We start from the raw sequence: 25,592 nt of genomic DNA, 5'->3' as shown, positions 1-25,592 counted from the left end.
TTCTCCACTCCTCGGTCGGGTCGGTCTGCTGTTCCGTGCGGTGCTGCGGCTGCTGCGGGCCGGTGCCGCGCCGGGGGCCGTCGGCCGGTGCCTGCGCACCGGTCCGCCGGCCCGCCGCTACGCCCCGGCCCGCCCGGGCGGGCCGGCGGTCCACCGGGCCAGCCGGTCGGCGAGCACGGCGGGGGTGGGCTGGGCGGCCATCTCGGCCCGGACCTCGCGGGCCGCCACGCGCAGCGCGTCGTCCTTGAGCAGCCGGGCGAGCGCCTCGGGGATCTCCTCGGCCTCGTCGGTGGTGAGGCCGCAGCCGCGCCGGGCCACCGCGTCGGCGTTGATGAACTGGTCGGCGATCTGCGGCAGGACGAGCTGCGGCAGCCCGGCGTCCAGCGCGGTCATGGTGGTGGACGAGCCGCCGTGGTGGACGACGGCGTCGCAGGAGGCCAGCAGCGGGCCGAGCGGGACGTACCCGCAGCCGTGCACGTTGGACGGCAGCGGGCCGGCCGCGGCGAGCCGGTCGTGGTCGGTGGTCAGGACGAAGTCGGCGTCCAGCCGGGCGGCGGCCGCGACGATCGGCGCGAAGCCGCCGAGGCCGAGCTCGGGCAGGACGGTGCCCAGGGTGACGGCGATCCGCGGCCGGGCGCACCGGCCGCCGGGCGCCGCGCCGCCGAGCAGGGCGGCATCGACCAGCCCGCCGCCGTTGAACGGCACGTAGCGCATCGGCCAGCCGTACGCCGGCCCGACCGCCATGCTCGGCGGTGCGACGTCCAGCGCCGTGCTGCGGGCCGGGCGGGTGACGCCGTAGCGGGCGTAGTCGTCGGCCAGGTGGCCGGCCAGCGCGTCGACGGCCTGCGGGCCGCGGGCGAAGCCGATCGGGTGCTCGACGGCCGGGATCCCGAGCAGCGCGGCGACGAGCGGGCCGCCGCCCTGCATGGTCTCGAACACCACCAGGTCGGGCTGCCAGCGGGTGGCCGCCTCGACCAGGCCGTCGAGCGTCCCGGCGGACATCGGGCCGAAGATCCGGGCCGCGAAGGCCCAGCCGTTGGCGTCCCGGACGTGCCGGGCCTCGCGGGCCTCCTGGACGTTGCGCGCGGCCATCTCGGCCGGGCTGACGCCGAGCGCGCGGGCCTGCGCCAGGGTGCGGCCGCGCAGCTCCTCGCGCAGCGCGTCCATCCGCTCGCGCGAGGCCGTCCCGACGACGGTGACCCCGGCGCCGACGATGGCGGGCAGGTCACCGGGCAGGCGTCCCGCCGTGGCGTACAGCACCTCGTGGCCGGCCGCCCGGAACGCCCAGGTGAGCGGGACGGTCGCGAAGGTGTGCCCGTGGCCGGGCGAGGCGGTGACGAGGACGCGCACCGGCTACGCCCACCAGTCGCGGACGCCGCCCTCGTCGCAGCCGAACTGACGCCAGATCATGTCGTCCTTGACGACGTAGGAGCCGACCGCGACGATCTCCTCGCCCTTGATCCGCATCGCGGAGCGGGTCATGATCTGGTCGTCGCTGTGCACGTACTCCAGCACGCCGATGAACTCCGGCTGCAGCTCCTCGTACTTGTCGAGGAGGTCCTTGATCGCCTCGGGGCCCTCCAGCACGCCCTGGAAGCGCAGCGACTTGACCTCCGGGTGGTAGGTCTTCATCAGACCCTCCCGGTCGTTGGTCATCATGCACTGGATCTGGCGGGCGAAGACGGGGTGGAGCGCGGAGAAGTCGGTCACGGCTGCCTCCTGGGCGTGGGCTGTCTGCTCGGCGCACCCGCCGGCACCCCCCACTCTCCAAAGAGCGGGTGCGGGCCGTCTGCTCAATTGGGAGCAGCGACCCCGGCTCGGCCGCGCCCATGCTCGCGGCATGACGACAGAACCGGACCTTCTCCCCCCACTGGACAACGCCGCCATCGAGCGGCTGATCCTGGCCGCCGGAGGCCGGGACGAGACCCTCCGGGAGGCCGTCGGTGCGCTGGGCGTCCGGCAGGTCTGCGCGGTGCTCGCCGACGAGGTCGCCTTCCGCGCCGAGGTCCCGGTGATGGACCTGATGGACTCGCCGGTCCAGCTCCAGTTCGACATCACGCACGACGGGCTGCGCGTCCCGCACGTGATCGAGGCCTCGCACGGCGTGCCCGTCCACCTCTTCGCGGGGACGGCCGAGCACGCCGCGATGCTCGTCGAGTACGAGCTGACCGACCTGGTGCACGACCTCTTCGGGCCCGCCCGGGAGCGCCGGTCCGGGCGCCGGCGCACCGTGCCGCGCTTCGAGGAGGCCGCCGCCCGGCGGCCCGACCTGCGGATCCTGACCGTCACCCGCTCCGCCCACCAGGCGGTCACCGCCGTGCTCTCCGGGATCGACAAGCCCGCCGACCTGGGGGCGCTCGCCGTCCGCTACTACTCCGACAAGTGGGGCGGCCTGCACTGGTTCACCCCGCACTACGAGCGGCACTTCGCCGACCTGCGGGACAAGCCGGTGCGCGTCCTGGAGATCGGCGTCGGCGGCTACACCACGACCACCTTCGGCGGCGGCTCGCTGCGGATGTGGCGCCGCTTCTTCACCCGCGGCCTGGTGTACGGGCTGGACATCTTCGACAAGACGGTGGCCGACCAGCCCCGGGTCAAGACGCTGATCGGCAGTCAGGACGACCCCGGCTACCTGAACGCGATGGCCGCCGAGTACGGCCCCTTCGACGTGATCATCGACGACGGCAGCCACGTCAACGCGCACGTCCTGACGTCCTTCCGCACCCTGCTGCCGCACCTCAACCCCGGTGGCCGCTACGTCATCGAGGACCTCTGGACGGCGTACTCGACCGGCTACGGCGGGATCGAGGGGACGACCGCCGGTGCGGGCACCTCGATCGGCCTGCTCAAGGAGCTGGTCGACGCGATCCACTACGAGGACCACAGCGGCCCGGAGGCCGGCGCCGAGCCCGGCTTCGCCGCGGCCAACGTGGTGGGGCTGCACGTCTACCACAACCTCGCGGTCATCGAGAAGGACCGCAACGCCGAGGGTGGGGTGCCGGCCTGGTGCCGCGGCCCGCACCCCGGCCAGTTCGCCACACCGCCCGCGGGCGCCCAGCCCTCGGCCACCCCGTCCTCGGCCACCCAGTCATCGGCCACCCAGCCCGGGTCCGCCGAGCCCGCGCCCGGGTCGGACCGTGCCGCCGGCTGACGGCGGCGCCGCCCCGGTGCCCTCCGTCACCGTCGACCCGGAGGACGGCCTCGGCCGGATCCCCAGCTACGCCCAGGGGGTGCTCGTCCCGGGCGGCTCGCGGCTGCTGTTCATCAGCGGCCAGGCGCCCCAGACGGCCGACGGGTTCGTCCCCGAGTCCTTCGAGGAGCAGTGCCGGCTGGCCTGGGCCAATCTGCTCGCCGTGCTCCGGGCCGCCGGGATGACCACCCGCCACCTGGTGAAGGTCACCGTGATCCTGGCCGGCCGCGAGCACCGCGCGATCTGCTCCAAGGTCCGTCAGGAGGTGCTGGGCGACCACCGGCCGGCCGTGCTCTACACCTTCGCCGACCTCTGGGTCGACTCCTGGCTGCTGGAGATCGAGGCTGTCGCGGCGGCCTGAGCCCGGCCCCGCACCGCCCGGACCCACCCGCCAACGCCGCCCGCGCCGCCCGGACCCCGCACGCCCGGCCCGTGCCGGCCCGCCCACCGAAGCCCTCTCTCAGGAGCCCGATCGCCCATGACGAAACCCGAGGCTTTCAACGTCCTGCGCACCAGCGACAGCGGCGAGCTGATCATCGTCGCCGACTACGCCGCGACCGGCCGGCAGGCCGCCAACTTCCACGACCTGGCCAAGCTGCTGGAGACCGGGCACACCATCTGGGAGACCGCCCCCGCGCCGTGGGGGCAGGAGACCGGGATGACCGGCGGGGACCAGGCCGACCGCTGGCTGCACGGCATCCGCGACAGCGGCCTCACCGTCCGCGCCCTGCTCGGCTTCTGCGGCGGCGGCGTGTACGCCGGCGTGCTGGCCGAGCGGATCGCCGAGTGGCAGGAGCGGCCCCGGCTGGTCCTCTTCGACCCCGGCTTCGCCGAGAGCGCGATGCTCACCGAGCACGTCGACGGCTTCTACCGCCGCCTGGCCAAGGCGTTCACCGAGGAGCAGCTCGCGGCCGGGCACCGCCGGGTCGCCGCCGAGGCGGCGGCCGCCACCGGCGCGGTGGACCTCGCGGGCCGGCTCGGCCGGCTCTTCCACGAGGAGCTGCGCCCGGCGATCGTGCGGGCCGGCTGGAGCGAGCGGGCCGCCGAGGAGAGCGCCGGCCTCGTCACCGGCTACCTGCACTGGCTGGCCGGCGCCGTGGACCTCGACCCGCGGCCCGGCTGGGCGCGGGCCGCCGTGCTGAACTCCAGCGACCCGGAGATCGGGCTGCACATCATCCCCGAGCCGGAGCGCTCCGCGATGTTCGGCGAGGCCCGCTTCTTCGACGTGGTGCACGCCGACCTGCTGCGCACCACCGACGTCGCGAAGCACACCGACGCGTTGCTGAGCAGGCCGGCCGCATCGTACGCGGACGCTCAATAGTGACCAGACCGACGGGCCCGGACCGGGCAAGCATGGTCCCGCCCGGCGGTGCGCCGGGCGGGGCGACGGCCCCGGACCGCGAGCCCCGGTCCGGCCCCGTCCCGCTCCGGCACTCCCTCGCCGAGCTCCTGACCGGGCCCGGCATGGTGGCGGCGGTGTTCGGGATCTGGGCCCAGGCGATTCCGCCGCGAACCGCACCCGTATCCAGCTCGACCGAAGAGGCTGATCATGACTGAGCGTGTCACCGGAGCTTTCACCTTCGACAACTGGGAGGGCGGCGACATCGTCCACTGGGACGAGGCGCAGATGCAGCGCAACAAGGGCACCAAGGTGTTCACCGGTGACATCACCGGCACCAGCGTGCTGGAGGCGGTGATGCTCGGGGTCGAGGGCGGCCCCGCGATCTACGTGGCCGTCGAGAAGCTGAACCTGGAGTTCCACGGCCGCAAGGGCACCTTCTTCCTCGCCCACCGGTCGATGGCGGACGGCACGACGCACCGCAAGTCCCTGGAGATCGTGCCCGGTTCGGGCACCGGTGACTTCACCGGCATCTCGGGCAAGGCGGAGATCCTGCCCAGCCACGACCTCGTCCTGGACTACGACCTTGAGTCCTGAGGCGGCGGCGCCGCGCGCGGCCGGGGACCTCCTCAGCCACCGGGCCGGGGTGCACCCCGACGGGGTGGCCTTCATCGTCGACGGCGGCGGCGAACTCACCTACGGCGACTGGGACCGGCGCTCCAACGCCGTCGCCCACCGGCTGCTCACCGACGGCGTCGCCCGGAACGAGCGGATCGCGCTGTTCTTCGGCGGGACGGAGTGGGTGGAGTACGCCGTCGCCTACTTCGGGGTGCTCAAGGCCGGTGCCACCGCCGTCCACCTCAACGCCGACCAGCCCGACGAGGAGCTGCGCCGGCGCGTCGGGCTGACCGGGGCCACCCGCCTGGTGCACGCCCCGGCGCGGCCGGCCCCGGCCTTCTTCACCGGCACCGCGGCCACGGTCGACGACCTCGACGGCGGCGACTTCACCCCGGTGGAGGTGGACATCGCGCCGGAGGACATCGCGGACGTGATGTTCACCTCCGGCACCACCGGCCCGGCCAAGGGGTACACCGTCCCGCACGGCAACGCCGTGTACGGCCGGACGATCGGGGCGATGGGCGCCTTCGGCGAGGCCTCGTACATGCTGACGACCCTGCAGATCGCCACCGGCAGCAGCGCGAGCGCCCTCAACATCGCCACCATCGCCCAGGTGGTGACGGTGCTCGGCCCGCAGCGCGACATCGACCGGACCGGCCTGCTGATCGAGAAGTACCGGGCCGGCATGGTGGCGATCACCCCGTGGATCGCCAACCGGATGGTCGAGACCCGCCTGCACGAGAAGTACGACCTCTCGTCGGTGGGCATGTTCGCCTGCGGCTCCGCGCCGCTCTCGCCGGCCCGGGCCCGGCAGCTGCTGGCGATGGTCCCGACGGCGCGGATCACCAGCGCCTGCTCGCAGTCGGAGGCCGGCCCGGCGCTGTGCGTCAACGTCTTCGACCCGGAGCGCCCGATGTCGACCGGCAAGCCCACGCCGGTGACCGAGCTGCGGATCGTCGACGAGGCGGGCGAGGACCTCCCGGCCGGCCGGGTCGGCGAGATCTGGCTGCGCCACCCGGCGCCCAAGCGGCTCTACCTCGGCCTGCCGGAGATCAACGAGAAGATCCTCGCCGACGGCTGGTACCGCACGGGCGACCTCGCCCACCTGGACGAGGAGGGGTTCGTGAACTTCTTCGACCGGCGGGCGGACGCCGTCCGCACCGCGGACGGCCTGGTCTCCACCCTCGCGGTGGAGGCGGCCCTCTACGAGCACCCGGACGTCCTGGAGGCCGCCGTGTTCGGCGTCCCCGCGGAGGCGCCGCTCCAGCAGGTGATGGCGGCCGTCGCCCTCCGGGACGGCCGGCCGGACCCGGGGCTGGCGGCCTACCTCGCCGGGCGGCTCACGCCCGCCGAACGCCCGGCCCGGATCGTGTTCCTGGCCGAACTGCCGCGCAACTCCCAGACCAAGGTGGTCAAGCGGGAGCTGCGCGAGACGTACGGCTGACCCGCGCCCAGGAGGGGGGCTCCTGACCAGGAGCCCCCCTTCGCCATGTCCGCCGCCCGGGCCGGCCCGGACACCCCCGGCTGTCATGTCCCGACCCATCGAGCGGCCCGACCCACCGAGAGCCCGTCCCACCGAGAGCCCGTCCCCACCGAGCAGCCCTTCCACCGAGAGCCCCGCCCGTCCCGTCGGCAACCGCCGTCCGTCCCGCCGCACCGCCGTCCCCCGAGAGGACGCCCCATGACCGCACCCACTCCCCCGACCGCCACCGCCGAGGGCCTCGACCCCCGGCGCTGGACGGCACTGATCGTGCTGCTCACCGCGAGCCTGATCGACGTCCTCGACGTCACCATCGTCAACATCGCCATGCCGAGCATCCGGCTGGACACCGGCGCCTCCTTCAGCGCCCTCCAGTGGCTCAGCGCCGGCTACGCGCTGGCGTTCGCCGTCGGCCTGATCACCGGCGGGCGGCTCGGCGACATCTACGGCCGCAAACTCGTCTTCCTGGTCGGTGTCGCCGGCTTCACCGTCGCCTCGACGCTGTGCGGGGTGTCGGCCAACTCCGAGATGCTGATCGGCTCGCGCATCCTCCAGGGGGCCTGCGCCGCGCTGATGGTGCCGCAGGTCCTGTCGATCATCCACGTGTCGTTCCCGGCCGAGGAGCGCGGCAAGGTCTTCGGCCTGTTCGGCTCGGTGATCGGCCTGGGCGCGGTGCTCGGCCCGCTGGTCGGCGCGGTGCTGACCGAGTCCGACATCTTCGGTCTCGGCTGGCGGTCGGTGTTCCTGCTGAACCTCCCGATCGGGGTGGCCGGCCTGCTGCTCGGCCTGCGCTTCGTCAGCGAGTCCAAGGCGCCGCAGGCGCTGCGGCTGGACCCGGTGGGCATGCTGCTGGCCAGCGCGGGCCTGCTGATGCTGCTGCTGCCGCTCACCCAGGGCCACGAACTGGGCTGGCCCGTCTGGGGGTTCGTCCTGATGGCGGCCTCGGTGCCGGTGTTCGCCGGCTTCGTCGCGCACGAGGCGGCCAAGAGCCGGCGGGACGGCTCGCCGCTGGTCGAGCTCTCGCTGTTCAAGGTGCGCAGCTTCGCCGCCGGCATCGGGGTGCAGCTGTCCGTCAGCATGGTCAGCGGCATCTTCCTGATGGTCTGGACCCTCTACCTGCAGCTCGGCCTCGGCTGGAGCCCGCTGCGGGCCGGCCTGACCGGCATCCCGAACGCGCTCGCCACCTCGGCCTTCGCGGGCCTGGCGATGACGAAGCTTGGGGCGTACGGGCGCAAGGTGCTCCAGGCGGGGGCGCTGGTGATGGCCTCCGGGGCGGTGCTCTACGCGCTCGCGGCCCTGCACTGGGGCGCGTCGATCCACCCCTGGCAGATGGCCCTGCCGCTGGCGGTGATGGGGGCGGGGACGGGCCTGATCATCGCCCCGCTGACCGGCTCGGTGCTCTCCCAGGTGCCGTTCCAGCACGCCGGTTCGGCGTCCGGCCTGATCAACACCACCAACCAGCTGGGTCTGGCGCTCGGTCTGGCGCTCTCCTCGGTCACCTTCTTCACCGTGGTGGACCACCCCGCCGAGGGCCGGGCGGCCGCCGACGTGTTCACCGACGGGTTCGCGCACTCGCTCTGGTGGGTGGCGGGCGGCCTGGTGCTGGCCCTGCTGCTGATGCTGGCCCTGCCCAAGGTGCCGCCGCCGCCCGTCTTCACGATGCCGGCGGCGGAGGAGGACGAGGCGCAGCAGCCGGCCTGACCGCCGCCCGCGCCACGGCACGACGGAGGGGGCTCCCGGCGGGGAGCCCCCTCCATGCTGTGCGGCGCACCGGCGGGCGGCCCGGGACAACCTCGGACGGCGTCGGACGGCGTCAGACGGCGTCCGCGGCGGCGAGCCGGGCGCGCCGGGCGCGGGCTCCGCGGTAGAGGCTGCGCAGCCACAGGACGACGCCGCCGCCGTCGACCAGGAAGGCCAGGATCACCACGGTGGCGAAGTCGAAGCTGCTGAACCGGGATCCGCCGCCGACCACCCAGAGGCCCACCTGCTCCAGGTACTTCCAGAGCAGCGGGAGGGCCACCGTGAAGAGCAGCGCGAGGAACATCAGCCGCCCGGTCAGCCAGAACACGGCGAAGCCGCGGACGATCCGCATCTCGCGCCGCGGCACGCCCGACTGGTCGACGCGGTGCGCGGAGCGGCGGAACCGGACGGTCAGGTTGTAGAGGTAGTCCTGGGTGTCCGCCATCAGGCTGCGGCAGTTCAGCAGGGTGGAGATGACGTAGTAGCCGTCGGTGCGCAGGAAGAAGAACCACTGCCAGACCACCCGGGTGCTGTAGGTCAGCATCACCCCGCCGATCAGCAGCGTGGCCCAGCGCGGGAGTTCGTAGAGGCCGTGCCGCCCGCCCCACTGCACCCCGGCCAGCACCGAGTAGGAGACCAGGTCGAGGATCGAGCCGATCATGAAGGCCAGGTAGCGGCGACGCTTGGGGGCGAGCAGGATGCCGCTCATGTCGGTGGTGGCGACCATGAAGTACATCTGGTTGCCGATGCCCAGCCGGGACGGCACGCCGGCCGCCCGGGCGGCCACCACGTGCCCGAACTCGTGCACCGCGATGCCCACCAGGGCGCAGGCGAAGGTGGCCCAGGTGAGCACGCCGAAGTAGTCGGTGTAGAACAGCGCACCCGGGGTCGGCACGATCGCCGGGTCGGCGGCCTGGGCGACGAGGCCGAGTGCGATCACGATGCCGAAGGCCGTGAGCACCGGCCGGCCGACCAGCCGCCGGGCGGTCTCCGGGGTGAGGCCGGCCAGCGCCCAGCTGCGGCGCGCGGTGCGGCGCTCGGGGGCCGCGGCCGTGCCCGCCCCGGCGGGCTGCGGGTCGGTCCCGTCGGCCGCCCCGACGAAGCCCTCCTCCTCCAGGGCCGCCAGGAAGTCCTCGATGTCCGGGACTTCGTCGTGCCGTTCCTCGTAGCGTCTCGCCGCCTCGCCGACGGTGAGGCCCTCCGCCAGCGCGTCGAGGATGTCCAGGCCCTCGACGGGGATCGCCAGGAACACCTCGCGGTCGAGGTCGCCGATGGTGGCGGAGTCGCCGTCGAGCCGGCGGGTGAACGGCCGGACCGCGACCAGCGAGTCCGACGAGTAGTCGGCCATGTCCTTCACTCCTCTCGGGTCCGCACGCAGTTCGGATGGCAGAGCAGGTGCGGGGGGAAAACGGATGCGGGGGAAAGCGGGTGCGGGGAAAGCGGGTGCGGGGAAAGCGGGTGTCGGGCGGGAAAACAACAGGCCGGCAGGGGCCGGTGCAGGGGGCACCGGCTCCTGCCGGCCTTGTGGCAGGCGCCCGATCAGCAGGCGACCTCGGCGACGCACGCGGCGGCGGCGCTGGTCTTGACCTTCTCCAGGCGGCGGACGACGAGCTTCTTCTTCATGGGATTCACCCCCCTTCCGTTCGGTGTGGGGAGATCCTCCCGCGGTCAACCGGACCGGGTCTGCGCACTTGTGTGCATCTCGTTCACCGGTTCGACGGGTTTCCGCCACACCGCGAGCGTGGGCGCGGCCTCGACCAGCGACCTCGTCCACTCGTGCCGGGGATCGGTCAGCACCTCGGCCACCGGGCCCTGTTCGCAGATCTTCCCGTCGACCAGGACGAGCACCCGGTCGGCGACCCGGGCGAGCACGCCCAGGTCGTGGGTGATGAAGACGACGGCGAGGCCCAGCTCGGCCCGCAGGCCGTTGAGCAGGGCCAGTACGTCGGCCTGCACCCGGGTGTCGAGGCTCGCGGTGATCTCGTCGCAGAGCAGCACGTCCGGCCGGGCGGCGAGCGCCCGGGCGATGGCGACCCGCTGGCGCTGCCCGCCGGAGAGCTGCTGCGGGTAGCGGCCGGCCAGGCCCGGGTCGAGGTCGACCAGCGAGAGCAGCCGGTCGGCCTCGGACCCGGCCTGGGCGCGGTCCATCCCGTGCAGCCGGCGCAGCGGCCGGATCAGCGCCGAGCCGACGGTGCGGCGCGGGTTGAGCGAGAGCGTGGCGTCCTGGGCGATCAGCTGGATCCGCCGGCGCTGGTCGACGCTGCGCGCCCGCAGCCCGGCCGGCAGCGGCCGGCCGTCCAGCTCGATGCTGCCGCTGTCGGGGCGGTGATGGCCGCTCACGCAGCGGGCCACCGTGGTCTTGCCCGCCCCGGAGAGGCCCAGCAGTGCGACGCACTCGCCCGCCGCCACCTCGAAGGAGACGCCGGCCGAGGCGACGGTGACCCGTCGCCGGCCGTGGCCGTGGCCGGCGTGCAGCTCCCGGACGGCCAGCACCGCGGCCGGGCGCGGCGGCGGGGCGGCGGCCGGTCCGCCGGCGGCCCGTTCCTCCCGGGGCCCTTCGGCGGCCGCCGGTAGCCCGGCGGCACCCCCGACCGACTCCACCGGCTCGGCCGACCCGGGCGGTCCGGGCGGTCCGGGCGGCCGTTCCGGGGGCCCGGCCCGGCCGGCCGCGGTCGGCAGCACCGGCACCGCACGCACCAGCTCCGCCGTGTACGCGGCGCTCGGCGAGGTGAGCGCCCGGGCCAGCGTGGTGTCCTCGACGACCGCGCCGGCCCGCATCACCACCAGCCGGTCGGTCAGCCGGGCGGCGGCGGTGAGGTCGTGGGTGATCAGCAGCAGGGTGAGCGCGCGCTCCTCGACCAGTTCGTCCACCTGGTCGAGGATCCGGCGCTGGGTGAGCGCGTCCAGGCCGGTGGTCGGCTCGTCCAGGATCAGCACGGCCGGCTCGGGGGCGAGCGCCCGGGCGAGCGCGAGGCGCTGCTGCTGGCCGCCGGAGAGCTGGTGCGGGAAGCGCCGCCGGAACGCCCGGTCGGTGGGCAGGCCGACCCGGGCCAGGTGCGGGCCGATGTCGCCCTCCTCGCCGGGCACGGCCACCTCGGCGATCTGCCGCTCCACCCGCAGGGTGGGCGTCAGGGAGGCCGGTGGGTCCTGCGGGAGGTAGGAGACGGTGCTCCGGCGGGCGGCCCGCAACTGCTGGCCACCGAGCTCCAGCATGGGCCTGCCGGCCAGGGTGACCCGCCCGCCGACGACCCGGAGCCCGGGGCGGACGGAGCCGAGCAGGGCGTGCGCCAGCGTCGTCTTGCCGGAGCCGGACTCCCCGACGATGCCGATCCGCTCGCGGGCGCCGGCGCTCAGCGAGACGCCGTCCAGGACGGCCCGGCCGGCGAGGTCGTGCAGGACGAGGCCTGCGATCTCGATCACGCCGGGATCCGGGCGGTCAGCCGGTCCAGGGCGAGGTTGGCCGACACGGTGAGGCAGGACAGGGCCACGGCGGGCAGCACCACGCCCCAGGGCGACAGGGTGACGCCCTCGATGTTCTCGCTGATCATGGCTCCCCAGTTCGGATCGCCCGGGCCGAATCCGAGGAAGCCGGCCGAGGCGGTGATGAAGATGGCGATCGCGAACCGACTGCCCGCGTCCGCGAGGATCGGCCGCACGATGTTCGGCAGGATCTCCCGCACCATCACGGTGACCGGCCCGTCCCCGAGGGCCACGGCCTGCTCGACGTAGCCCGTCCGGACCACCGACAGGGTCGCGGCGCGCGCCACCTGGGAGACGAACGGCACCCCGGTGACCAGGATCGTCGCCAGCAGGGTCGGCCCGGAGTAGCCCCAGCCGTGCAGCAGGATGAGCAGCAGCAGCACCGGCGGGAGGACGAGCACCAGGTTGGTGAGCCGGGAGAGCACCGCGTCCAGCGGTCCGCGCAGGTAGCCGGAGACCATGCCGATCGCGGTGCCCAGCACCATGGTGGCCAGGGTGCCGACCAGCGGCAGCACGACGAGGTCCTGGCCGCCGTGCAGGAACCGCGCCCAGACGTCGCGCCCGGCGCGGTCCGCGCCCAGCGGCAGCCCGGCGCCGTGCACGGCGTAGGGGATCGCGACCACCCGCCCGGGGTCGTGGCCGGCCAGCAGCGGGCCGGCCAGCGCGATCAGCAGCACCGCCGCGATCGGGACCACCAGCAGCCAGGGCAGGATCCGCCGGGTCATGACGCGCTCCGCAGCCGCGGGGTGGCCAGGACGGCGAGCCCGTCCGCCACCAGCAGGCAGGTCACCGTCACCGTGGCGAGCAGCATGCCGACGCCTTCCAGTACGGGGGTGTCGTGGTGCCGGACGGCGCCCACCAGCGTCTCCGACAGCCCCGGGTAGCTGAAGACCCGCTCGACCACCGCCGTGCCGCCGAACAGCGCGGCGACCAGCCAGGCGAAGGTCTGCGCGCAGGGCGCGACGGTCGACGGCAGCAGGTGGCGCCGGATCACCACCCGCTCGGGCAGCCCGGCCAGCCGGGCCGCCTCCACGTGCGGCGCGGCGTCGGCGTCCACCACGGCGGCCCGGACGATCCGGCCGGCCCAGGAGGCCGCGAAGAGCGTCAGCGACAGCACCGGCAGGACGAGGATCACCGGGCGGTCCAGCGGGGTGCCGCCGAACGGCACCAGCGAGACCGCCGGCAGCAGCTCCAGCCCGGTGCCGAGCACCAGCACCAGCAGCACCGCGAGGACGAACTGCGGGACGGAGACCAGCGCGACGGCCGCGCCGGAGAGCAGCCGGTCCAGCCGCGTCCCCGGCCGCAGCCCGGTGACCACGCCGAGGCCGGTGGCCAGCAGCACGGTGAGCACCGCCGTGATGCCGACCAGCAGGGCGGTGTCGAGGAACGGCGTGACCACCGCGTCGAGCACCGGCTTGCGGTCGTACAGGCTGTGCCCGAAGTCGCCGTGCAGCACGCCCTTCATCCAGTCCACGTACTGCCCGGCGAGCGGGCGGTCGAGGCCGTACTCGGCCCGCATCCGCGCCACCTCCTCCGGCGTGGCGCTGGCGCCCAGGGAGGAGCTCGCCGCGTCGCCGGGCAGCACCTGGGACCCCGCGAACAGCAGGACCGAGGCACCGAGGAGGGTCCCCAGTGCCCCGGCCAGCCTGCGGCTCGCGGTCAGCAGCCCGCTCACACCGCTGCTGCGGCGCTGAAGATCGGCAGCGCGCCGACCCGGCCGATGCCGTTCAGCGGGACGCGGGTGGCGTCCAGCTGGTCCTGGAAGGCCCAGATGATGTCCCCGCCGTTGTCGTAGAAGTCGTGCTGGATCTCGTCGAAGGCCTTGGCGCGCTTGGCGTCGTCGGTGATCAGCTGGGCGTCGCCGAGGCGCTTCCAGTGCGCCGCGCCGGCCCCGGTGACGTTGAAGAAGGCGGCCTGGGTGGTGGTGGCGGCCAGGTGCAGGGCGGGCGGGCGGTTCGCGTAGTAGAAGGCCTGGAACGGGTTCTGGGTGAGGGTCTTGAGGTCCGCGTAGTAGGCGTCGGCGGGCACGGTCTGGAGCTTGAGCGTGACGCCCACCTCGGCGAGCTGCTGCTGGAACAGCTTGGAGGCGTCCAGCATGCCGGGGACGACGTCGCCGGTGCGCAGCGTCAGCTCGGTGATGCCGGCCTCCTGGAGCAGCTTCTTGGCCTGCGCGACGTCCCGCTTGCGCTCCGGCAGGTCGGCGTAGCCGGGCATGCCCTGGCCGACCACGTCGTTGGCCACCGAGCCGTTGCCGAGCAGGGCGGTGTCCACCAGCTGCTTGCGGTCGACCGCCAGCCGCAGCGCCTGCCGGACCTTGGGGTTGTCGAACGGCGCGAGCGTCTGGTTCATCGAGAAGCTCAGCGCGTTGGCGCTGGCGGCGCCGGCCCGCACCACGGTGAGCGCCTTGTTGGCCTTCTCGGTGGCGGCGCCGACCGCGCTGATGCCGACCGCGTAGTCGACCTCGCCGCTCTTCACGGCGTTCAGCCGGGCCGCCGCGTCCGCGATCCTGATCAGTTCGAGCCGCTTCACGGAGGGCTTGGGGCCCCAGTAGTCGTCGTTGACGACGAGCCGGACGTTCTGGTCGTCGACGCCCTCCAGCTTGTACGGGCCGGAGCCGATGCCCTTGGAGAAGTCGGTGGTGCCGTCGGGGAACACCGGCGAGAAGGCGACCAGCACGGCCTCCCGGAAGTCACCGCGCGGGCGCTTCAGCGGCACCTCGAAGCTCCGGTCGTCGACCACCTTCAGGTTCGGGAGGTCGACGTCGACGAAGACCGAGGAGCGGCTGGCGGGCGCCGTGCCGACGGTCCGGAGGCTGAAGACGGCGTCCTTGGCCGTCACCGGGCGGCCGTCGTGGAACTTCGCACCCGTGCGCAGGGTGACCGTCCACCGGCTGCCGTCGGCGTTCGGGGTCACCGTCTCGGCGAGCCCGTAGACGTACTTGTCCCCGGCGAGCAGCATCAGGCTGTCGTACAGGTGGTACATGACCATCGAACTCAGGCCGTTGCCGACCGCCCGCGGGTCGGTGCCGTTGGCCTTGGTCGGGTCGGTGAGCGCGACCTTGAGGCGGTCCACGGTCTTCGGTGCCGCCGCCTTGTCGCCGGAGCCCGACCCGCCCGATCCGTCCGACCCGCAGGCCGCGAGCGGCCCGCCGACCGCCACGGCGAGGACCGCCGCACCGGTGCTCCTCAGGAACGAACGCCGCCGGAACTCGGGTGTGCTGCTCGCCATGTCGGTGACTCCTGTCTTAAATCTTCCTCTTCGATGTTCAGGAGAGTCACATCCGGCAGGCGGAAAGGCTGCTCAAAACTGACCAGACCCGGCCCCGTCCGGCCCGGAACTGTGGGGGAGCGAAAGCTCTGGACACCCCCAGCCTCAGGAAGGACCGGACCATGGACGTCACGGAAACCATCAAGGACATCCTCGTCACCGACGTCTTCGTGGAAGTACCGGTCGAGGACATGCGCGAGGACGAGAGCCTGCGCGACGTCTACGGCCTGGACTCGCTGGGCTTCGTCGAGCTGCGCGCCCAGTGCGAGAACCGGTTCGGCGTGACCATCTCCGCCGCCGAGTTCACCCCCGACCAGTTCGGCACCATCGCCGACGTGGCCGCCCTGGTGCTGCGGCTCCAGGACGCCGCCGCGGCCCGCTAGCCGTGCCCCGGCCGATCCGCCCGGACGACGTCTGCATCACCGGGATGGCCTGGAACACCCCGCTCGGCGACACCCTCGACGGCGTGTGGCAGCGGCTGCTGGCCGGCGACAGCGGGGTGGCCGACACGCCGTCCGCGCACCCGGTGCGCACCACCCTGGCCGCGACCGTGCCCGGACTGCCGCAGGAGAGCGCCGGCGCGCGGCAGACCGCCCTGGCCGCCGGTGTCCTGACGGGCGCCTTCGACGCGGCCGGCCTCGACCCGGCCGGGCCCGGCGTCCGGGTGGTGCTCGGCACCAGCTTCGGGCCGCTGCTCGACGAGCCGTTCGAGGCCGCCGACGACTGGGCGGTGGCGGCGGCCGGCCGCGCCGGGCACCCGCACCGGCCGGTCTCGGTGAGCACCGCCTGTTCGGCCGGCGCGGACAGCGTCCTGCTGGCCGCCGAGCTGGTCCGCGCCGGCTGGGCCGACGCCTGCGTGGCCGGCGGCGTCGACGTGCTGACGCCCGCCAAGCGGCTCGGGCACACCGCGCTCGGCACCATGAGCGAGGACCGGCTGCGGGCCTTCGACGAACGGCACAGCGGCATGCTGCTCGGCGAGGGCGCGGCCGCCCTCGTGCTGGAGCGGGCCTCCTCGGCCCGCGCCCGGTCGGCCCCCGTGCTCGCCGTGCTGAGCGGGGCCGGATCGGCCAACGACGCCACCGGCCTGACCGCCCCGGACCCGTCCGGGGAGAGTGTCGTGCTCGCCGTCCGCCGCTGCCTGGCCGCCGCCGGGCGCACCCCGCAGGAGGTCGCCGTGCTGAACGCGCACGCCACCGGCACCGTGGTCAACGACGCGGTGGAGAGCACCAGTCTGGCCCGGCTGTTCGGCGGCGCCGAGCGCGCCCCGCTGGTCTTCGCCACCAAGGGGGCGCTCGGCCACAGCCTCGGCGCGACCGGCGCGATCGAGGCCGTCTCGGTCGTCCTCGCGCTGCGCGACGGCCGGGTGCCGGCCGTGCACGGGCTGGAGCGGCCGATGGCCGGGTTCCCGCTGCCGCTGGCGGTCGGCGGGCCGACCCGCTTCGAGGGCGGGCTCGGCGCCAGCCTCACCATCGGCTTCGGCGGGTTCAACACCTGTCTGCTCTTCGAGCGGGCGGGCCGGTGAGCGCCCCCGGCCCGGCCGGCGGCGGGCTCCCGGCCGCCGGATCCCCGGTGCCCGGGCCCGCGGACGCCGCCCGTCCCGGCGCCGGCCGGGGCGGCTTCGCCGTCGCCGGCACCGGGACGGCCGCCTCGGCCACCCCGGCCGAGTTCGCCCGCAACGCGCCCTCCTTCTTCGCCGACCCGGTCGCCTGGCTGATCGCGGCCGCCGTCGACCGCGCCCTCGACGACTGCCCCGACGACCTCACCCACCGGCCCGACCAGGTCGGCGTGATCGCGCTCAGCGCGCTCTGCTCCGGCCTGACCATGGCGGCGCTGGCCGCCTCGGCCGGCCGCGGCATGGTCTCGCCGCTGCGGTTCGCCGGCGCCAACCCCGGGGTGCTGGCCGGCCTGCCCTGCATCCGCCGGCAGTTCCGCGGCCCGACCCTGACGCTGGCGATGCCGCCCGCCCACGGCCTGGAGCCCGCCGCCGTGGCGGCCGGCGCCTGGCTGGACGGCGGGCAGGCCACCCACGTCCTGATCGCCACCCACCTCGTCGAGGACGGGGTGCACGTGGCACGGTGCGCGGTCCTGCGGGCCGCGCCGCACGCACCGGACGCACCGGACGGCCGCCGCGAGCTCGACCGGCTCCTCGGCCCTGACGTGAGCGAGTGACCATGACCATCGGACAGACCGGCCTGCCGTTCGGGTGGGACGAGGTGGCGGCCCTGCTGGACCGCACCACCGACCTGGGCGCCGGCCCGCCGGACCCCTCCTTCGCCGACGTGACCGCCGGGATCGACGGGCTCGGCCTGCCGCCCGGCACCCCCGTGATCATCGCGCTGTCCAACAGCCGCCGGATGCTGGAGCTCTACTTCGCGGTACTGCTCACCGGGGGCGTGCCACTGGCCGTCTCCCCCGCCACCTCGTCCGCGCGGATCGCCGAGCTGGCCCGCCGGGTCGACGCCGGCGCGGTGCTCTCCGCCCGCCCCGACGTGGCCCGGCTGGGCACCGCCCGGACGGTCGGTGGCGTCCGGGCCGTGCTGCTCCGGCCGGTGGGCCCCGGGCAGCCCGCCGGCACCGCGCTGATGCTCACCTCCGGCACCTCGGGCCTGTTCAGCGCCTGTCTGCACCGGGTGGACTCGCTGCTGCGCAACGCCCGCCGGCACGCCACGGCCGTCGGCCTGCGCCCCGACGACACCGTCCTGGTCAACCTGCCGCTCTTCTACTCGTACGCGGTCGTCGCCCAGGCCTTCGCGGCGCTGGCCACCGGGGCCCGGCTGCTCGTCTCCGGGCCGCCGTTCTCCCCCGCCGCCTACCCCGGCCAGCTGGAGGAGCACGACATCACCTCCTCCTCGATCACCCCGACCATCGCCCGGCTGCTGCTGCACCGCGGCGAGAAACTGCCCCGCGGCCTGCGGATGCTGACGGTCGGCGGGGACGCCCTCGCCCCGCGGCACGTGGCGCGGCTGCTCGGCGCGCTGCCCGACACCGAGCTGTACCTCACGTACGGGCTGACCGAGGCCGGGCCGCGGGTCTCCACGCTGGCCGCGCACCGCGAGCCCGCGCACCGGCACGGCTCGGTCGGGCTGCCGCTGGACGGCGTCCGCGCCACCCTGCGCGACCTCGCCGAGGACGGCACCGGCGAGCTGCTGGTGCACACCGACACCGCCCTGCTGGCCCGGGTCGGGGAGACTCCCGGCGACCGCGCGCCGGCCGGGCCGGGTGCGGTCGCCACCGGCGACCGGTTCCGGATCGACGAGGACGGCTACCTCCACTTCGCCGGCCGGCTCTCCGACTTCATCGTGGTGCGCGGCGAGAAGGTGTCGCTGGCCGCCGTCCGCCGGTACGTCCAGTCGCTGCCCGGGGTGGTCGGCTGCACCACCACGGTCGGCCCGGAGCCGGACGGCTACGCCGACTACGCGCTGGACGTCCGGCTGGACGTCGCCCCGGACGGTGACGAGGAGGCGCAGGCCGCGCGGGTCCGGCGGGCCGTGCTCTCGTTCCTGCTGCCCGCCGAGCGGCCGAAGTCCCTGGAGATCGGCCCGGCCGACCAGGTGGCCTTCCGCAAGTGAGCCGGACGCGCCGGAGGGGGTGTTCCCGCGGGAACACCCCCTCCGGCGCGTCCGGGCCGCCGCCCGATCAGTCGTCGCGGTCGGCCAGCGTCAGCCGGATCGACTGGCCGACCCGGTACGTGCCGTCCGCCGTGCGGAAGGTCTCCAGGTGCTCGGCCACGGCCGCCTTCACCTCCGGGTGCCGCTCCGCCGGGATCCGCGCCCAGACGGCCCGCTGACCGTGCGACATCGACCACTGCTGCCAGTGGTCGACGTCGCGCAGCACCACGTCGAGCGGGAAGGTCTCGGTGCGCACCCGCCGGAACCCCGCGGCCCCGACCAGCTGCTCCACGCCCGTGTCGCTGTCGAACGGGCTCGGCGCGCGGAAGGCGGACGCGGGCAGGAACCGCCCGAACACGTCGTCCAGCCAGCCGGCCCCGTGGTCGCCGAAGGTGGACAGGCCGAGCCGGCCGCCGGGCGCCAGCAGCCGGTGCCAGGCGCGCAGCGCCGCCAGCGGCGCGGGCAGGAAGAAGACCACGAAGGACGCCACGGCCAGGTCGAACTCCCCTGCCGGCAGCCCGGGTTCACCGGCGTCCCGCTGCACCACGCGGACCTGGCCGAGGCCGCGGGCGGCGGCGTCCGCGGCGGTCGCCCCGACCATCCCGGCCGAGAGGTCGATCCCGGTGACCCGGCCCTGCGGCCCCACCGCGTCGGCCAGCGCGAACAGCGCCGCGCCGCGGCCGCAGCCCAGGTCGACCGCCCGCTCGCCCGGTTGCGGGTGCAGCGCGCCGACCAGTCGTTCGGCGATCGGCGTGAACCACGGCACGCCGACGTTGTCGTACACGTCCGCCACCTGGTCGAAGACCGCGGCGATCTGCGCGCGGCGTTCCGAGGCCGGCATCAAGCCCATGGGAGAGTCCCTGTCGTCATGGCCGCCCGTCGAGCGTACTGCGGACGCCGAGCGGCTCCAGTTCGATGATCACCCGCCGCATCGGCGCCAACGCCCGGTAGGGCTCGCCCCGGTAGCGGTACGAGAGCCGGTCCAGGTGGTCGGCGGCCCCCTCCTCGGAGACCGAGACCAGCCCGGTCTCCACCTGCACGACCCGGTACATGTCCCGCGGGTCGATCAGCAGCAGGCTCGCGTGCCGCTCGCGCTCCAGGTGGCCGAGCCAGTGCGCGCCGCGCCGGCTGTTCAGCCGGAACCGCCCGTCGGCGTACTCGAACCAGACCGGGTGCATCGCGACCCGCCCGGTCCGCCGGAGCGTCCCGACGACGATCGGAAGGGGTTCGGCGAGGAACGCCGCCGTCGCCGCACTGATCACAACCGGCCGTCCTTCCGCTGGTGCGTGGGGCTGGGCAGCTCCCAGCTTCCGCTGCGGAGCCGGTCCCGTCTGTGCAGAATTGAGCGGTACGTCTGTCTCCGCGCCTGCGACGAAAGAGAGTTCACCCGTGCCTCGTTATGCCGTACTGCTCAAGGGGATCAACGTCGGCGGCAAGAAGAAGCTCGCCATGGCGGACCTTCGGGTGCTGCTGGCCGAGCTGGGCTTCACCGACGTCGCCACCTACCTGCAGAGCGGCAACGCCGTCGTGAGCAGCCCGGACGCGCCGGAGGCGGTCGCCGAGCGGGTCGAGGGCGCGATCCGGGAGCGGCTGGGGATGCAGGTCAGCTGCCTGGTCCGGACCGGTGAGCAGCTGCGGACGGTGATCGACAACCACCCGCTGGCCGACGTCGCGGACAACGGCTCCTGGATGTTCGCCCTCTTCCTCTCCGACGTGCCCGACGCCGCGCTGCTGGCCGAGCACGACCCGCGCGGCCTGGCCCCCGGGGAGGTGCACCTCGGCGACCGGGTGGTCTACCACTGGTGTCCCCGGGGGCCGCTGGAGGCGCCCGACGTCAGCGGGTTCCTGGAGCGCCGGCTCAAGGTGACCGTCACCGGCCGCAACTGGAACACCGTCAACAAGCTGGCGGGCATGCTCGCCTGAGCACCGGGCCCGGCCCATCCCCGCCGGCCGGGCCGGGCGGGGCGGGGCGGGGCGGGTGCGGGCCGCGTCAGGGGCGGGCCGGCGGCTCGGTGCCGACGGGCGGCTCGGCGGGGACGGGCAGCAGGCCGGCGTCGGCCGCCCGCAGGTGCTCGTCCGCGTTCTGCTCCACCCGCTTCATCGACCAGCGCAGCAGCGGCGGCGCCATCACCGAGGTGAGGACGGCGATCAGCACCACGATGGTGTAGGTGGCCGTGGTCAGGATGCCGAGGCGCAGGCCCACCGAGGCCACCACGATCTCCACCGCCCCGCGGGCGTTCAGCCCCGCCCCGATCGCCAGCCCCTCCCAGCGGGTCAGCCGGCTCGACCGCGCCCCCAGGTAGGCGCCCGCGAACTTGCCCAGCGTCGCGAGCAGCAGCAGGCCGACGCCGGTGAGCAGTACGGCCGGGTCGCGCAGCGCGCCCAGGTCGATCCGCAGGCCCGCGTTGGCGAGGAAGAGCGGTGCCAGCACCGTCACCGTGACGGCCCGCAGCGGCGCCAGCAACCGCGCCTCGATCGCCGAGGAGATCAGCACCCCGGCGACGAAGGCCCCGAACACGGCCTCCAGCGCGAGGGCCTGGCCGGCCGCGGCGCAGAGCAGGACGACGACGACCACGATGCCCGAGACCGCCCCGGTGTCCCCCGTTCGGGCGGCCGTCCGCAGCACCCGGCGGACGAGCGGCCGGCCGATCAGCGCGGCCACCGCGACGAACCCGGTCAGGTAGAGGACGGCGAGCCCGACCCGGGCCGGGCCGAGCGATCCGGCCGCCATCGCCGAGACCAGCGAGAGCAGGAACCAGCCCACGGCGTCGTCCACCGCCGCCGCGGCCAGGGTGAGCTGGCCGACGTCGCGGTGCAGCAGGTTGAGGTCGCTGAGCGTCTTGGCGATCACCGGGATCGCGCTGACGCTCAGCGCGACCCCGAGGAAGAGCGCGAAGGCGGGGCGCTGGGCACCCTCGCCGACCAGCGCCCGGGGCACCAGCCAGCCGCAGGCGAACCCCAGGGCCAGCGGGATCACCAGACTGCCCAGCCCCACCCGGACGACCACCCCGCGGCGGCGGCGCAGGAGCTTCAGGTCGAGGTGCGCGCCGGCCACGCCGACCAGCAGCAGCACCGCGAACTGGGCCACGGCGTCGAGCAGGTGGGCCTGGCCGGCGGTGGCCGGCAGCAGCCAGCCGGCGAGGCCGGGCGCGACGGCGCCGAAGACCGACGGCCCGAGCAGCACCCCGGTGGCCAGTTCTCCCACCACCGCGGGCAGGCCGAACCGGTTGGCCAGCCGGCCCAGGCAGAGGGCCACCAATAGCAGGATGCCGAGCTGGAGCAGGAAGACCAGCACCTGGTGGGAGGTCAGCGACGGTGCCGGGGTGAAGGCGAGCGCGGTCATGGTCACGCCGCCATGGTGTGACCCGCCAGCGGGCGGACCCGGTAGCCGTCGGCCATGAAGGCCCGCAGCGCGGGCTCGTGGACCACCATGAAGCAGTCCCGGGAGCGGTCCACCAGCCCCGCGTTGCGGAACCGCTTGAGGAAGAACCCGACCCGCGAGCGCGTGGTGCCGACCATCGCCGCGAGCTCCTCCTGGGTGATCTTCTCGCCGATCCGCAGCAGGTGCGCGTCCCGCCGCCCCAGCTTGCGGCCCAGGTGCAGCAGGACGGCGGCCAGCCGGTACTCGCTGTCCTCGGTCACGAGGCCCGCGATCAGCTGCTGCTGCTCGAACATCCGGCCCGCCATGTAGCGGACGAACTCCTCGCGCAGGCCGGCGTCGGACATCGCGGCCAGCACCTTGGCGGCGGACATCCGGCGCAGGACCACCGGCGTCATCGCGGTCACGGTCTCCGTCCGGCCGCGTCCGACCAGGCAGAGCTCGCCGAACACGTCGCCGACGGTGTGGATGCTCAGGAGGCACTCCTTGCCCTCCCGGGAGGGCACGATCGCCTTCACCTGGCCCTGCTCCACCAGGTAGATGCTGCGGTCGCGGTCGAGGCAGCCGTACACCACCTCGCGCCGGGCCACCTCGATGGTCGACGCGCTGAGCGCCTCACTGCGGATGAGCCGTGCCAGGCTCTCCCCGAGCCCGGTGACGGGCACCACGGCGGTCATCGACAACACCCCTCGGCCGTCGTCGTGCTGCCCGCCCCCGCCGCGTGGTGACAACTGCTGTTCACAGACCCGTCCCCTCTGCCCTGAAGTCATTGCCTGTCCAGACCCGCTGTCCGATGTAGTGCAGCTGCCGGTGCTCCGCATCCACCCGGCTGCCGATCGCCCGTGCCAGTGCCCCCGCGTCGTCGGCCGTGGTCACCGACAGGAAGAGCACGAGGTAGACCCCGCGCGCCGTACGCCGCACCCGGAGGTGCTCCAGCCTGGCGGTGGTGCGCCGGCCACTGCGGCGGATGCCCGTCTCGATGGTCTCGGGTGAGGGAGGGACGCCATCACCGTCCACGGAGAAGCTCAGCTCCACGGCGTACACCCTCGATCACGCCACGATCACGGTCATGGCAGCCGCTGCGTCGAGTACGAGCACGGGACTCCTCTGTCCGTCGGAGAGCGGGAACGGCTCCGCACCGGCCGTTCGGGCCCCGCGGACGCCACCAGGAGTCTGCCTGCGCACGGTCGGCGAGGTCACGGCCTGCCCGGCGCGAAAAGCTGTCATGACTCGTAGCTGCCACCGGCCCGGCGAACCGGCCACTCCGGCTCCCGGGCGGTTCACCGGGGCCGGGCGGGCCGGTGGCGGACACGCCGCGGGGGCCGCCGGTGCTCCGGCGGCCCCCGCGGCACAGGGCTCAGACCGTGCCGTCCTCCCCCGCCGGGACCTCCGCCGCGGCCCCGGCGGGCTCGGTGCGCCCGGCCGGGCCTGCGGGCTCGGCGGTGACCCGCGTCCCGGGGTGGAACAGCGCGCACAGGAAGGTGACCGCGAGCGCCGCCGCCATGCCGTACAGCACCGGCCCGTTGGCCTCGGCGAAGGCCCCGCGGACGGCGTCCGCCAGCTCGGCCGGGACGCCCGGCGCCCCCTGGCCGGAGCCGGCGCCGTGACCGGTGATGCCGTTGGTGATCTGCTCGGCGGCGCCGTGCGCGGCGTCGGCCGGCACGCCGTGCGCGAGCAGCACCTCCTGGACGTCGGTGGTGGTGCTGTGCAGCAGGACGGTGCCCAGCACCGCCAGCCCGAGGCTCGCCGAGTAGTTGCGCACGGTCTGGGTGATGCCGGTGACCTCGCCGTAGGAGGCGCCGATCGCCCGGTTGACGGCATCCGTCGAGGCCGGCGTCAGCAGCAGTCCGATGCCGGCGCCGGCCATCACGATGTACGGCCACTGGGCGCCGAGCGAGAGGTCGGTGATCTTCCGCGCCCAGAGTGCGAAGCCCACGGCGGCGAGGGCCGAGCCGGCCAGCATCGGCGGCCGGGCGCCGATCCGGTCGAGCATCCGGCCGCCGACCTGGGTGCCGGGGGCGAACCCGGCGAAGAACACCAGCAGGTAGAGGCCCGCGTCGTTGGCGGACTGACCGAGCGCCACCTGCGCGTAGACCGAGGCGAAGAAGAACACCGGGACGAAGGCGATCATCGAGAAGAACAGCACCGCGTTGTCGGCCGCGAAGGCACGGTCGGTGAAGACCCGCAGCTTGATCAGCGGATCCCGGGTGCGCAGCTCGAACAGGACGAAGAGCGCCAGCACCACGAGGCCGCCGCCGATGCAGAGCCAGGTGGCCGGGCTGCCCCAGCCCCAGGAGGCCGCCTGCTGGAGGCCCAGTACGCTCAGCGCCATGCCGGAGGCCACCAGCACCGCGCCCGGCCAGTCGATCGGCTCGCGGCGCCCGGTGTTGGGGATCCGGGCCATCAGGGTGAGCACCACCGCGATCACCGCCACCGGCACGTTCACCCAGAAGATCGCCCGCCACGTCCAGCTGGTCAGCCAGCCGCCGAGGACCGGGCCGATCGCGGTCAGGCCGCCGGCGACGCCGAAGAACAGGGCCAGCGCGCGGCCGCGCCGCTGCACCGGGAAGACCTCCACCACCACGGCCAGCGCGGCCGGGAACATCAGCGCCGCGCCGAGCCCCTGGACGGCGCGGAAGACGATCAGCCAGGTCTGCGCCGCGCCGCCGGTCGGCACCGCCCCGCAGAGGGCCGAGGCGACCACGAAGGTCAGGGTGCCGATCAGGGCCATCCGGCGGTGCCCGAGCACGTCCGCCAGCCGGCCGCCGAGGGCGAAGAACGCCGCCAGCGAGAGCAGGTAGGCGTTGACCACCCACTGCATGCCGACCGAGGAGAGGCCGAGCTCGCGGATGATGTCGGGCGCGGCGATGGAGACGATGGTCTGGTCGATGAAGGTCATCGAGACCGCGAAGAGCATGCCTGCCAGGGTCAACGACTGACTGGCGGCCACCGGCGTCGGTGGGGCCGGAGCATTCTCGGACCGCACGGGTTCCCGTCCTTGGTGTTCGAGGGGTGGGGGCGGCGCGGCCGGGCCCGGCCGGGGGTGCACAGCTCCGGCCGGCCCGTGCCGCCGGCCGGGTGGACCACTGTCCCACCCGGGCGGCCGCCCCGCACGCCTGCGGCGCGACCGCCCGGAGGCGTGTCGCGCCGGGCGGGCGTCGGGCCGGGCGTCGGGCCGGGCGTGGCCCGGGGCCGGCCCGGGAGGCCCGCCGGGGCGCCGCTCACTCGGCGCCGCTCACCCCTCACCGCCGGCCCGCGCGGCCGTGGACCGGCGCAGGCTCAGCGGGCGGATGTCCGGCCAGACCCGGTCGACGTGGGCGCTGCACTCCTCCTCGGTGCCGGCGAACCCCTCGGCCCGCCAGCCGGCGGGCAGCAGGGCGCCGGCCGGCCAGAGGGCGTGCTGCTCCTCGTCGTTGACGACCACCTGGTACTGGGCTGCGGTGCTCATGGGTACTCCTTGTCGGGCTGTCCGAGGGGTGGGGCCGGCGGGG

At 74.5% G+C, this 25,592-nt stretch carries 25 protein-coding genes; 11 read left to right on the top strand and 14 right to left on the bottom strand.

Translation table 11 applies throughout. The annotated features are described in order from the left end of the window. Window positions 1-117: 117 nt before the first annotated feature. Together OH807_RS35695 and OH807_RS35690 are read right to left on the bottom strand one after the other, a co-directional pair. The gene (locus tag OH807_RS35695; RefSeq protein ID WP_406207844.1) at window positions 118-1,350 is read right to left on the bottom strand and encodes a nucleotide disphospho-sugar-binding domain-containing protein; all 1,233 of its coding nucleotides are present in this window, start codon (window positions 1,348-1,350) and stop codon (window positions 118-120) included. A gap of 3 nt (window positions 1,351-1,353) precedes the next feature. Beyond that, on the bottom strand, window positions 1,354-1,710 hold the full coding sequence (locus tag OH807_RS35690) for a nuclear transport factor 2 family protein (RefSeq protein ID WP_406207841.1): 357 nt from the start codon (window positions 1,708-1,710) through the stop codon (window positions 1,354-1,356). 130 nt (window positions 1,711-1,840) lie between these two features. Between OH807_RS35690 and OH807_RS35685 the strand changes: the two genes are divergently transcribed. The 6 genes from OH807_RS35685 to OH807_RS35660 all read left to right on the top strand — a co-directional run bounded on the left by OH807_RS35685 (window position 1,841) and on the right by OH807_RS35660 (window position 8,328). Then, window positions 1,841-3,151 (top strand): hypothetical protein, encoded by a 1,311-nt coding sequence (locus tag OH807_RS35685; protein ID WP_406207839.1) that lies wholly within the window; start codon window positions 1,841-1,843, stop codon window positions 3,149-3,151. Next, entirely contained in the window at window positions 3,138-3,551 is a 414-nt protein-coding gene (locus tag OH807_RS35680; RefSeq protein WP_406207836.1) for a RidA family protein, read from the top strand. Before OH807_RS35685 ends, OH807_RS35680 begins: the two co-directional genes overlap by 14 nt. A 117-nt stretch (window positions 3,552-3,668) precedes the next feature. Next, a complete protein-coding gene (locus tag OH807_RS35675; RefSeq protein ID WP_406207834.1) occupies window positions 3,669-4,511 on the top strand; it encodes a hypothetical protein in 843 nt (280 codons plus the stop codon). A 228-nt stretch (window positions 4,512-4,739) separates the two neighbouring features. Next, entirely contained in the window at window positions 4,740-5,126 is a 387-nt protein-coding gene (locus OH807_RS35670) for a DUF3224 domain-containing protein (protein ID WP_406207831.1), read from the top strand. Beyond that, the gene (locus OH807_RS35665; RefSeq protein WP_406207829.1) at window positions 5,116-6,591 is read left to right on the top strand and encodes a class I adenylate-forming enzyme family protein; all 1,476 of its coding nucleotides are present in this window, start codon (window positions 5,116-5,118) and stop codon (window positions 6,589-6,591) included. Before OH807_RS35670 ends, OH807_RS35665 begins: the two co-directional genes overlap by 11 nt. 237 nt (window positions 6,592-6,828) lie before the next feature. Continuing rightward, on the top strand, window positions 6,829-8,328 hold the full coding sequence (locus OH807_RS35660) for a DHA2 family efflux MFS transporter permease subunit (RefSeq protein WP_406207826.1): 1,500 nt from the start codon (window positions 6,829-6,831) through the stop codon (window positions 8,326-8,328). A 112-nt stretch (window positions 8,329-8,440) separates the two neighbouring features. Here the strand turns inward: OH807_RS35660 and OH807_RS35655 are convergent, their stop codons facing one another. The 5 genes from OH807_RS35655 to OH807_RS35635 form a co-directional block, all read right to left on the bottom strand. Further along, on the bottom strand, window positions 8,441-9,715 hold the full coding sequence (locus OH807_RS35655; protein ID WP_406207824.1) for a hypothetical protein: 1,275 nt from the start codon (window positions 9,713-9,715) through the stop codon (window positions 8,441-8,443). A gap of 320 nt (window positions 9,716-10,035) precedes the next feature. Beyond that, the gene (locus OH807_RS35650) at window positions 10,036-11,787 is read right to left on the bottom strand and encodes an ABC transporter ATP-binding protein (protein WP_406207821.1); all 1,752 of its coding nucleotides are present in this window, start codon (window positions 11,785-11,787) and stop codon (window positions 10,036-10,038) included. Beyond that, entirely contained in the window at window positions 11,784-12,572 is a 789-nt protein-coding gene (locus OH807_RS35645) for an ABC transporter permease (RefSeq protein WP_406207819.1), read from the bottom strand. Before OH807_RS35645 ends, OH807_RS35650 begins: the two co-directional genes overlap by 4 nt. Next, on the bottom strand, window positions 12,569-13,522 hold the full coding sequence (locus tag OH807_RS35640; RefSeq protein WP_406207816.1) for an ABC transporter permease: 954 nt from the start codon (window positions 13,520-13,522) through the stop codon (window positions 12,569-12,571). The genes OH807_RS35645 and OH807_RS35640 overlap by 4 nt, the downstream gene beginning before the upstream one ends. Beyond that, window positions 13,519-15,075, bottom strand: coding sequence for an ABC transporter substrate-binding protein (locus OH807_RS35635; RefSeq protein ID WP_406207814.1), 1,557 nt, complete (start codon window positions 15,073-15,075; stop codon window positions 13,519-13,521). The genes OH807_RS35640 and OH807_RS35635 overlap by 4 nt, the downstream gene beginning before the upstream one ends. Window positions 15,076-15,236: 161 nt before the next feature. Here OH807_RS35635 and OH807_RS35630 point away from each other — a divergent pair, with 161 nt between their 5' ends. Genes OH807_RS35630 through OH807_RS35615 form a run of 4 tightly spaced genes read left to right on the top strand, consistent with a single transcriptional unit; the run spans window position 15,237 to window position 18,683 of the window. Then, window positions 15,237-15,497 carry an acyl carrier protein gene (locus OH807_RS35630; protein WP_406207811.1) on the top strand — a complete coding sequence of 87 codons (261 nt, stop codon included), beginning with the start codon at window positions 15,237-15,239 and terminating at the stop codon, window positions 15,495-15,497. A 2-nt stretch (window positions 15,498-15,499) separates the two neighbouring features. Next, window positions 15,500-16,636: a beta-ketoacyl synthase N-terminal-like domain-containing protein gene (locus OH807_RS35625; protein WP_406207809.1), complete on the top strand. Its 1,137-nt coding sequence runs from the start codon at window positions 15,500-15,502 to the stop codon at window positions 16,634-16,636. 47 nt (window positions 16,637-16,683) lie between these two features. After that, window positions 16,684-17,283 carry a polyketide synthase gene (locus tag OH807_RS35620; RefSeq protein ID WP_406207807.1) on the top strand — a complete coding sequence of 200 codons (600 nt, stop codon included), beginning with the start codon at window positions 16,684-16,686 and terminating at the stop codon, window positions 17,281-17,283. Between the two features lie 2 nt (window positions 17,284-17,285). After that, window positions 17,286-18,683, top strand: a complete 1,398-nt coding sequence (locus OH807_RS35615; RefSeq protein WP_406207805.1) for a class I adenylate-forming enzyme family protein — start codon at window positions 17,286-17,288, stop codon at window positions 18,681-18,683. 67 nt (window positions 18,684-18,750) lie between these two features. Here the strand turns inward: OH807_RS35615 and OH807_RS35610 are convergent, their stop codons facing one another. Then, entirely contained in the window at window positions 18,751-19,572 is an 822-nt protein-coding gene (locus OH807_RS35610; RefSeq protein ID WP_406207802.1) for a class I SAM-dependent methyltransferase, read from the bottom strand. Window positions 19,573-19,588: 16 nt separating this feature from the next. Then, window positions 19,589-19,984 carry a pyridoxamine 5'-phosphate oxidase family protein gene (locus tag OH807_RS35605; protein WP_406207799.1) on the bottom strand — a complete coding sequence of 132 codons (396 nt, stop codon included), beginning with the start codon at window positions 19,982-19,984 and terminating at the stop codon, window positions 19,589-19,591. A gap of 127 nt (window positions 19,985-20,111) precedes the next feature. Here OH807_RS35605 and OH807_RS35600 point away from each other — a divergent pair, with 127 nt between their 5' ends. After that, window positions 20,112-20,645, top strand: a complete 534-nt coding sequence (locus tag OH807_RS35600) for a DUF1697 domain-containing protein (protein WP_406207797.1) — start codon at window positions 20,112-20,114, stop codon at window positions 20,643-20,645. Window positions 20,646-20,712: 67 nt separating this feature from the next. Here OH807_RS35600 and OH807_RS35595 read toward each other — a convergent pair whose 3' ends face one another. The 5 genes from OH807_RS35595 to OH807_RS35575 form a co-directional block, all read right to left on the bottom strand. Beyond that, a complete protein-coding gene (locus tag OH807_RS35595) occupies window positions 20,713-22,065 on the bottom strand; it encodes a cation:proton antiporter (protein WP_406211357.1) in 1,353 nt (450 codons plus the stop codon). Between the two features lie 2 nt (window positions 22,066-22,067). After that, window positions 22,068-22,778, bottom strand: coding sequence for a Crp/Fnr family transcriptional regulator (locus OH807_RS35590; protein WP_406207794.1), 711 nt, complete (start codon window positions 22,776-22,778; stop codon window positions 22,068-22,070). A 61-nt stretch (window positions 22,779-22,839) separates the two neighbouring features. Next, complete coding sequence (locus OH807_RS35585) at window positions 22,840-23,136, bottom strand: hypothetical protein (protein WP_406207791.1); 297 nt, start codon at window positions 23,134-23,136, stop codon at window positions 22,840-22,842. 322 nt (window positions 23,137-23,458) lie between these two features. Next, window positions 23,459-25,018, bottom strand: coding sequence for an MFS transporter (locus OH807_RS35580; RefSeq protein WP_406207788.1), 1,560 nt, complete (start codon window positions 25,016-25,018; stop codon window positions 23,459-23,461). A 318-nt stretch (window positions 25,019-25,336) separates the two neighbouring features. After that, entirely contained in the window at window positions 25,337-25,549 is a 213-nt protein-coding gene (locus OH807_RS35575; protein ID WP_406207786.1) for an MbtH family protein, read from the bottom strand. Window positions 25,550-25,592 lie beyond the last annotated feature (43 nt).

The sequence above is a fragment of the Kitasatospora sp. NBC_01560 genome, assembly GCF_045208415.1.
GTDB lineage: Bacteria > Actinomycetota > Actinomycetes > Streptomycetales > Streptomycetaceae > Kitasatospora.
This window is presented reverse-complemented; position numbering and strand designations above follow the sequence as displayed.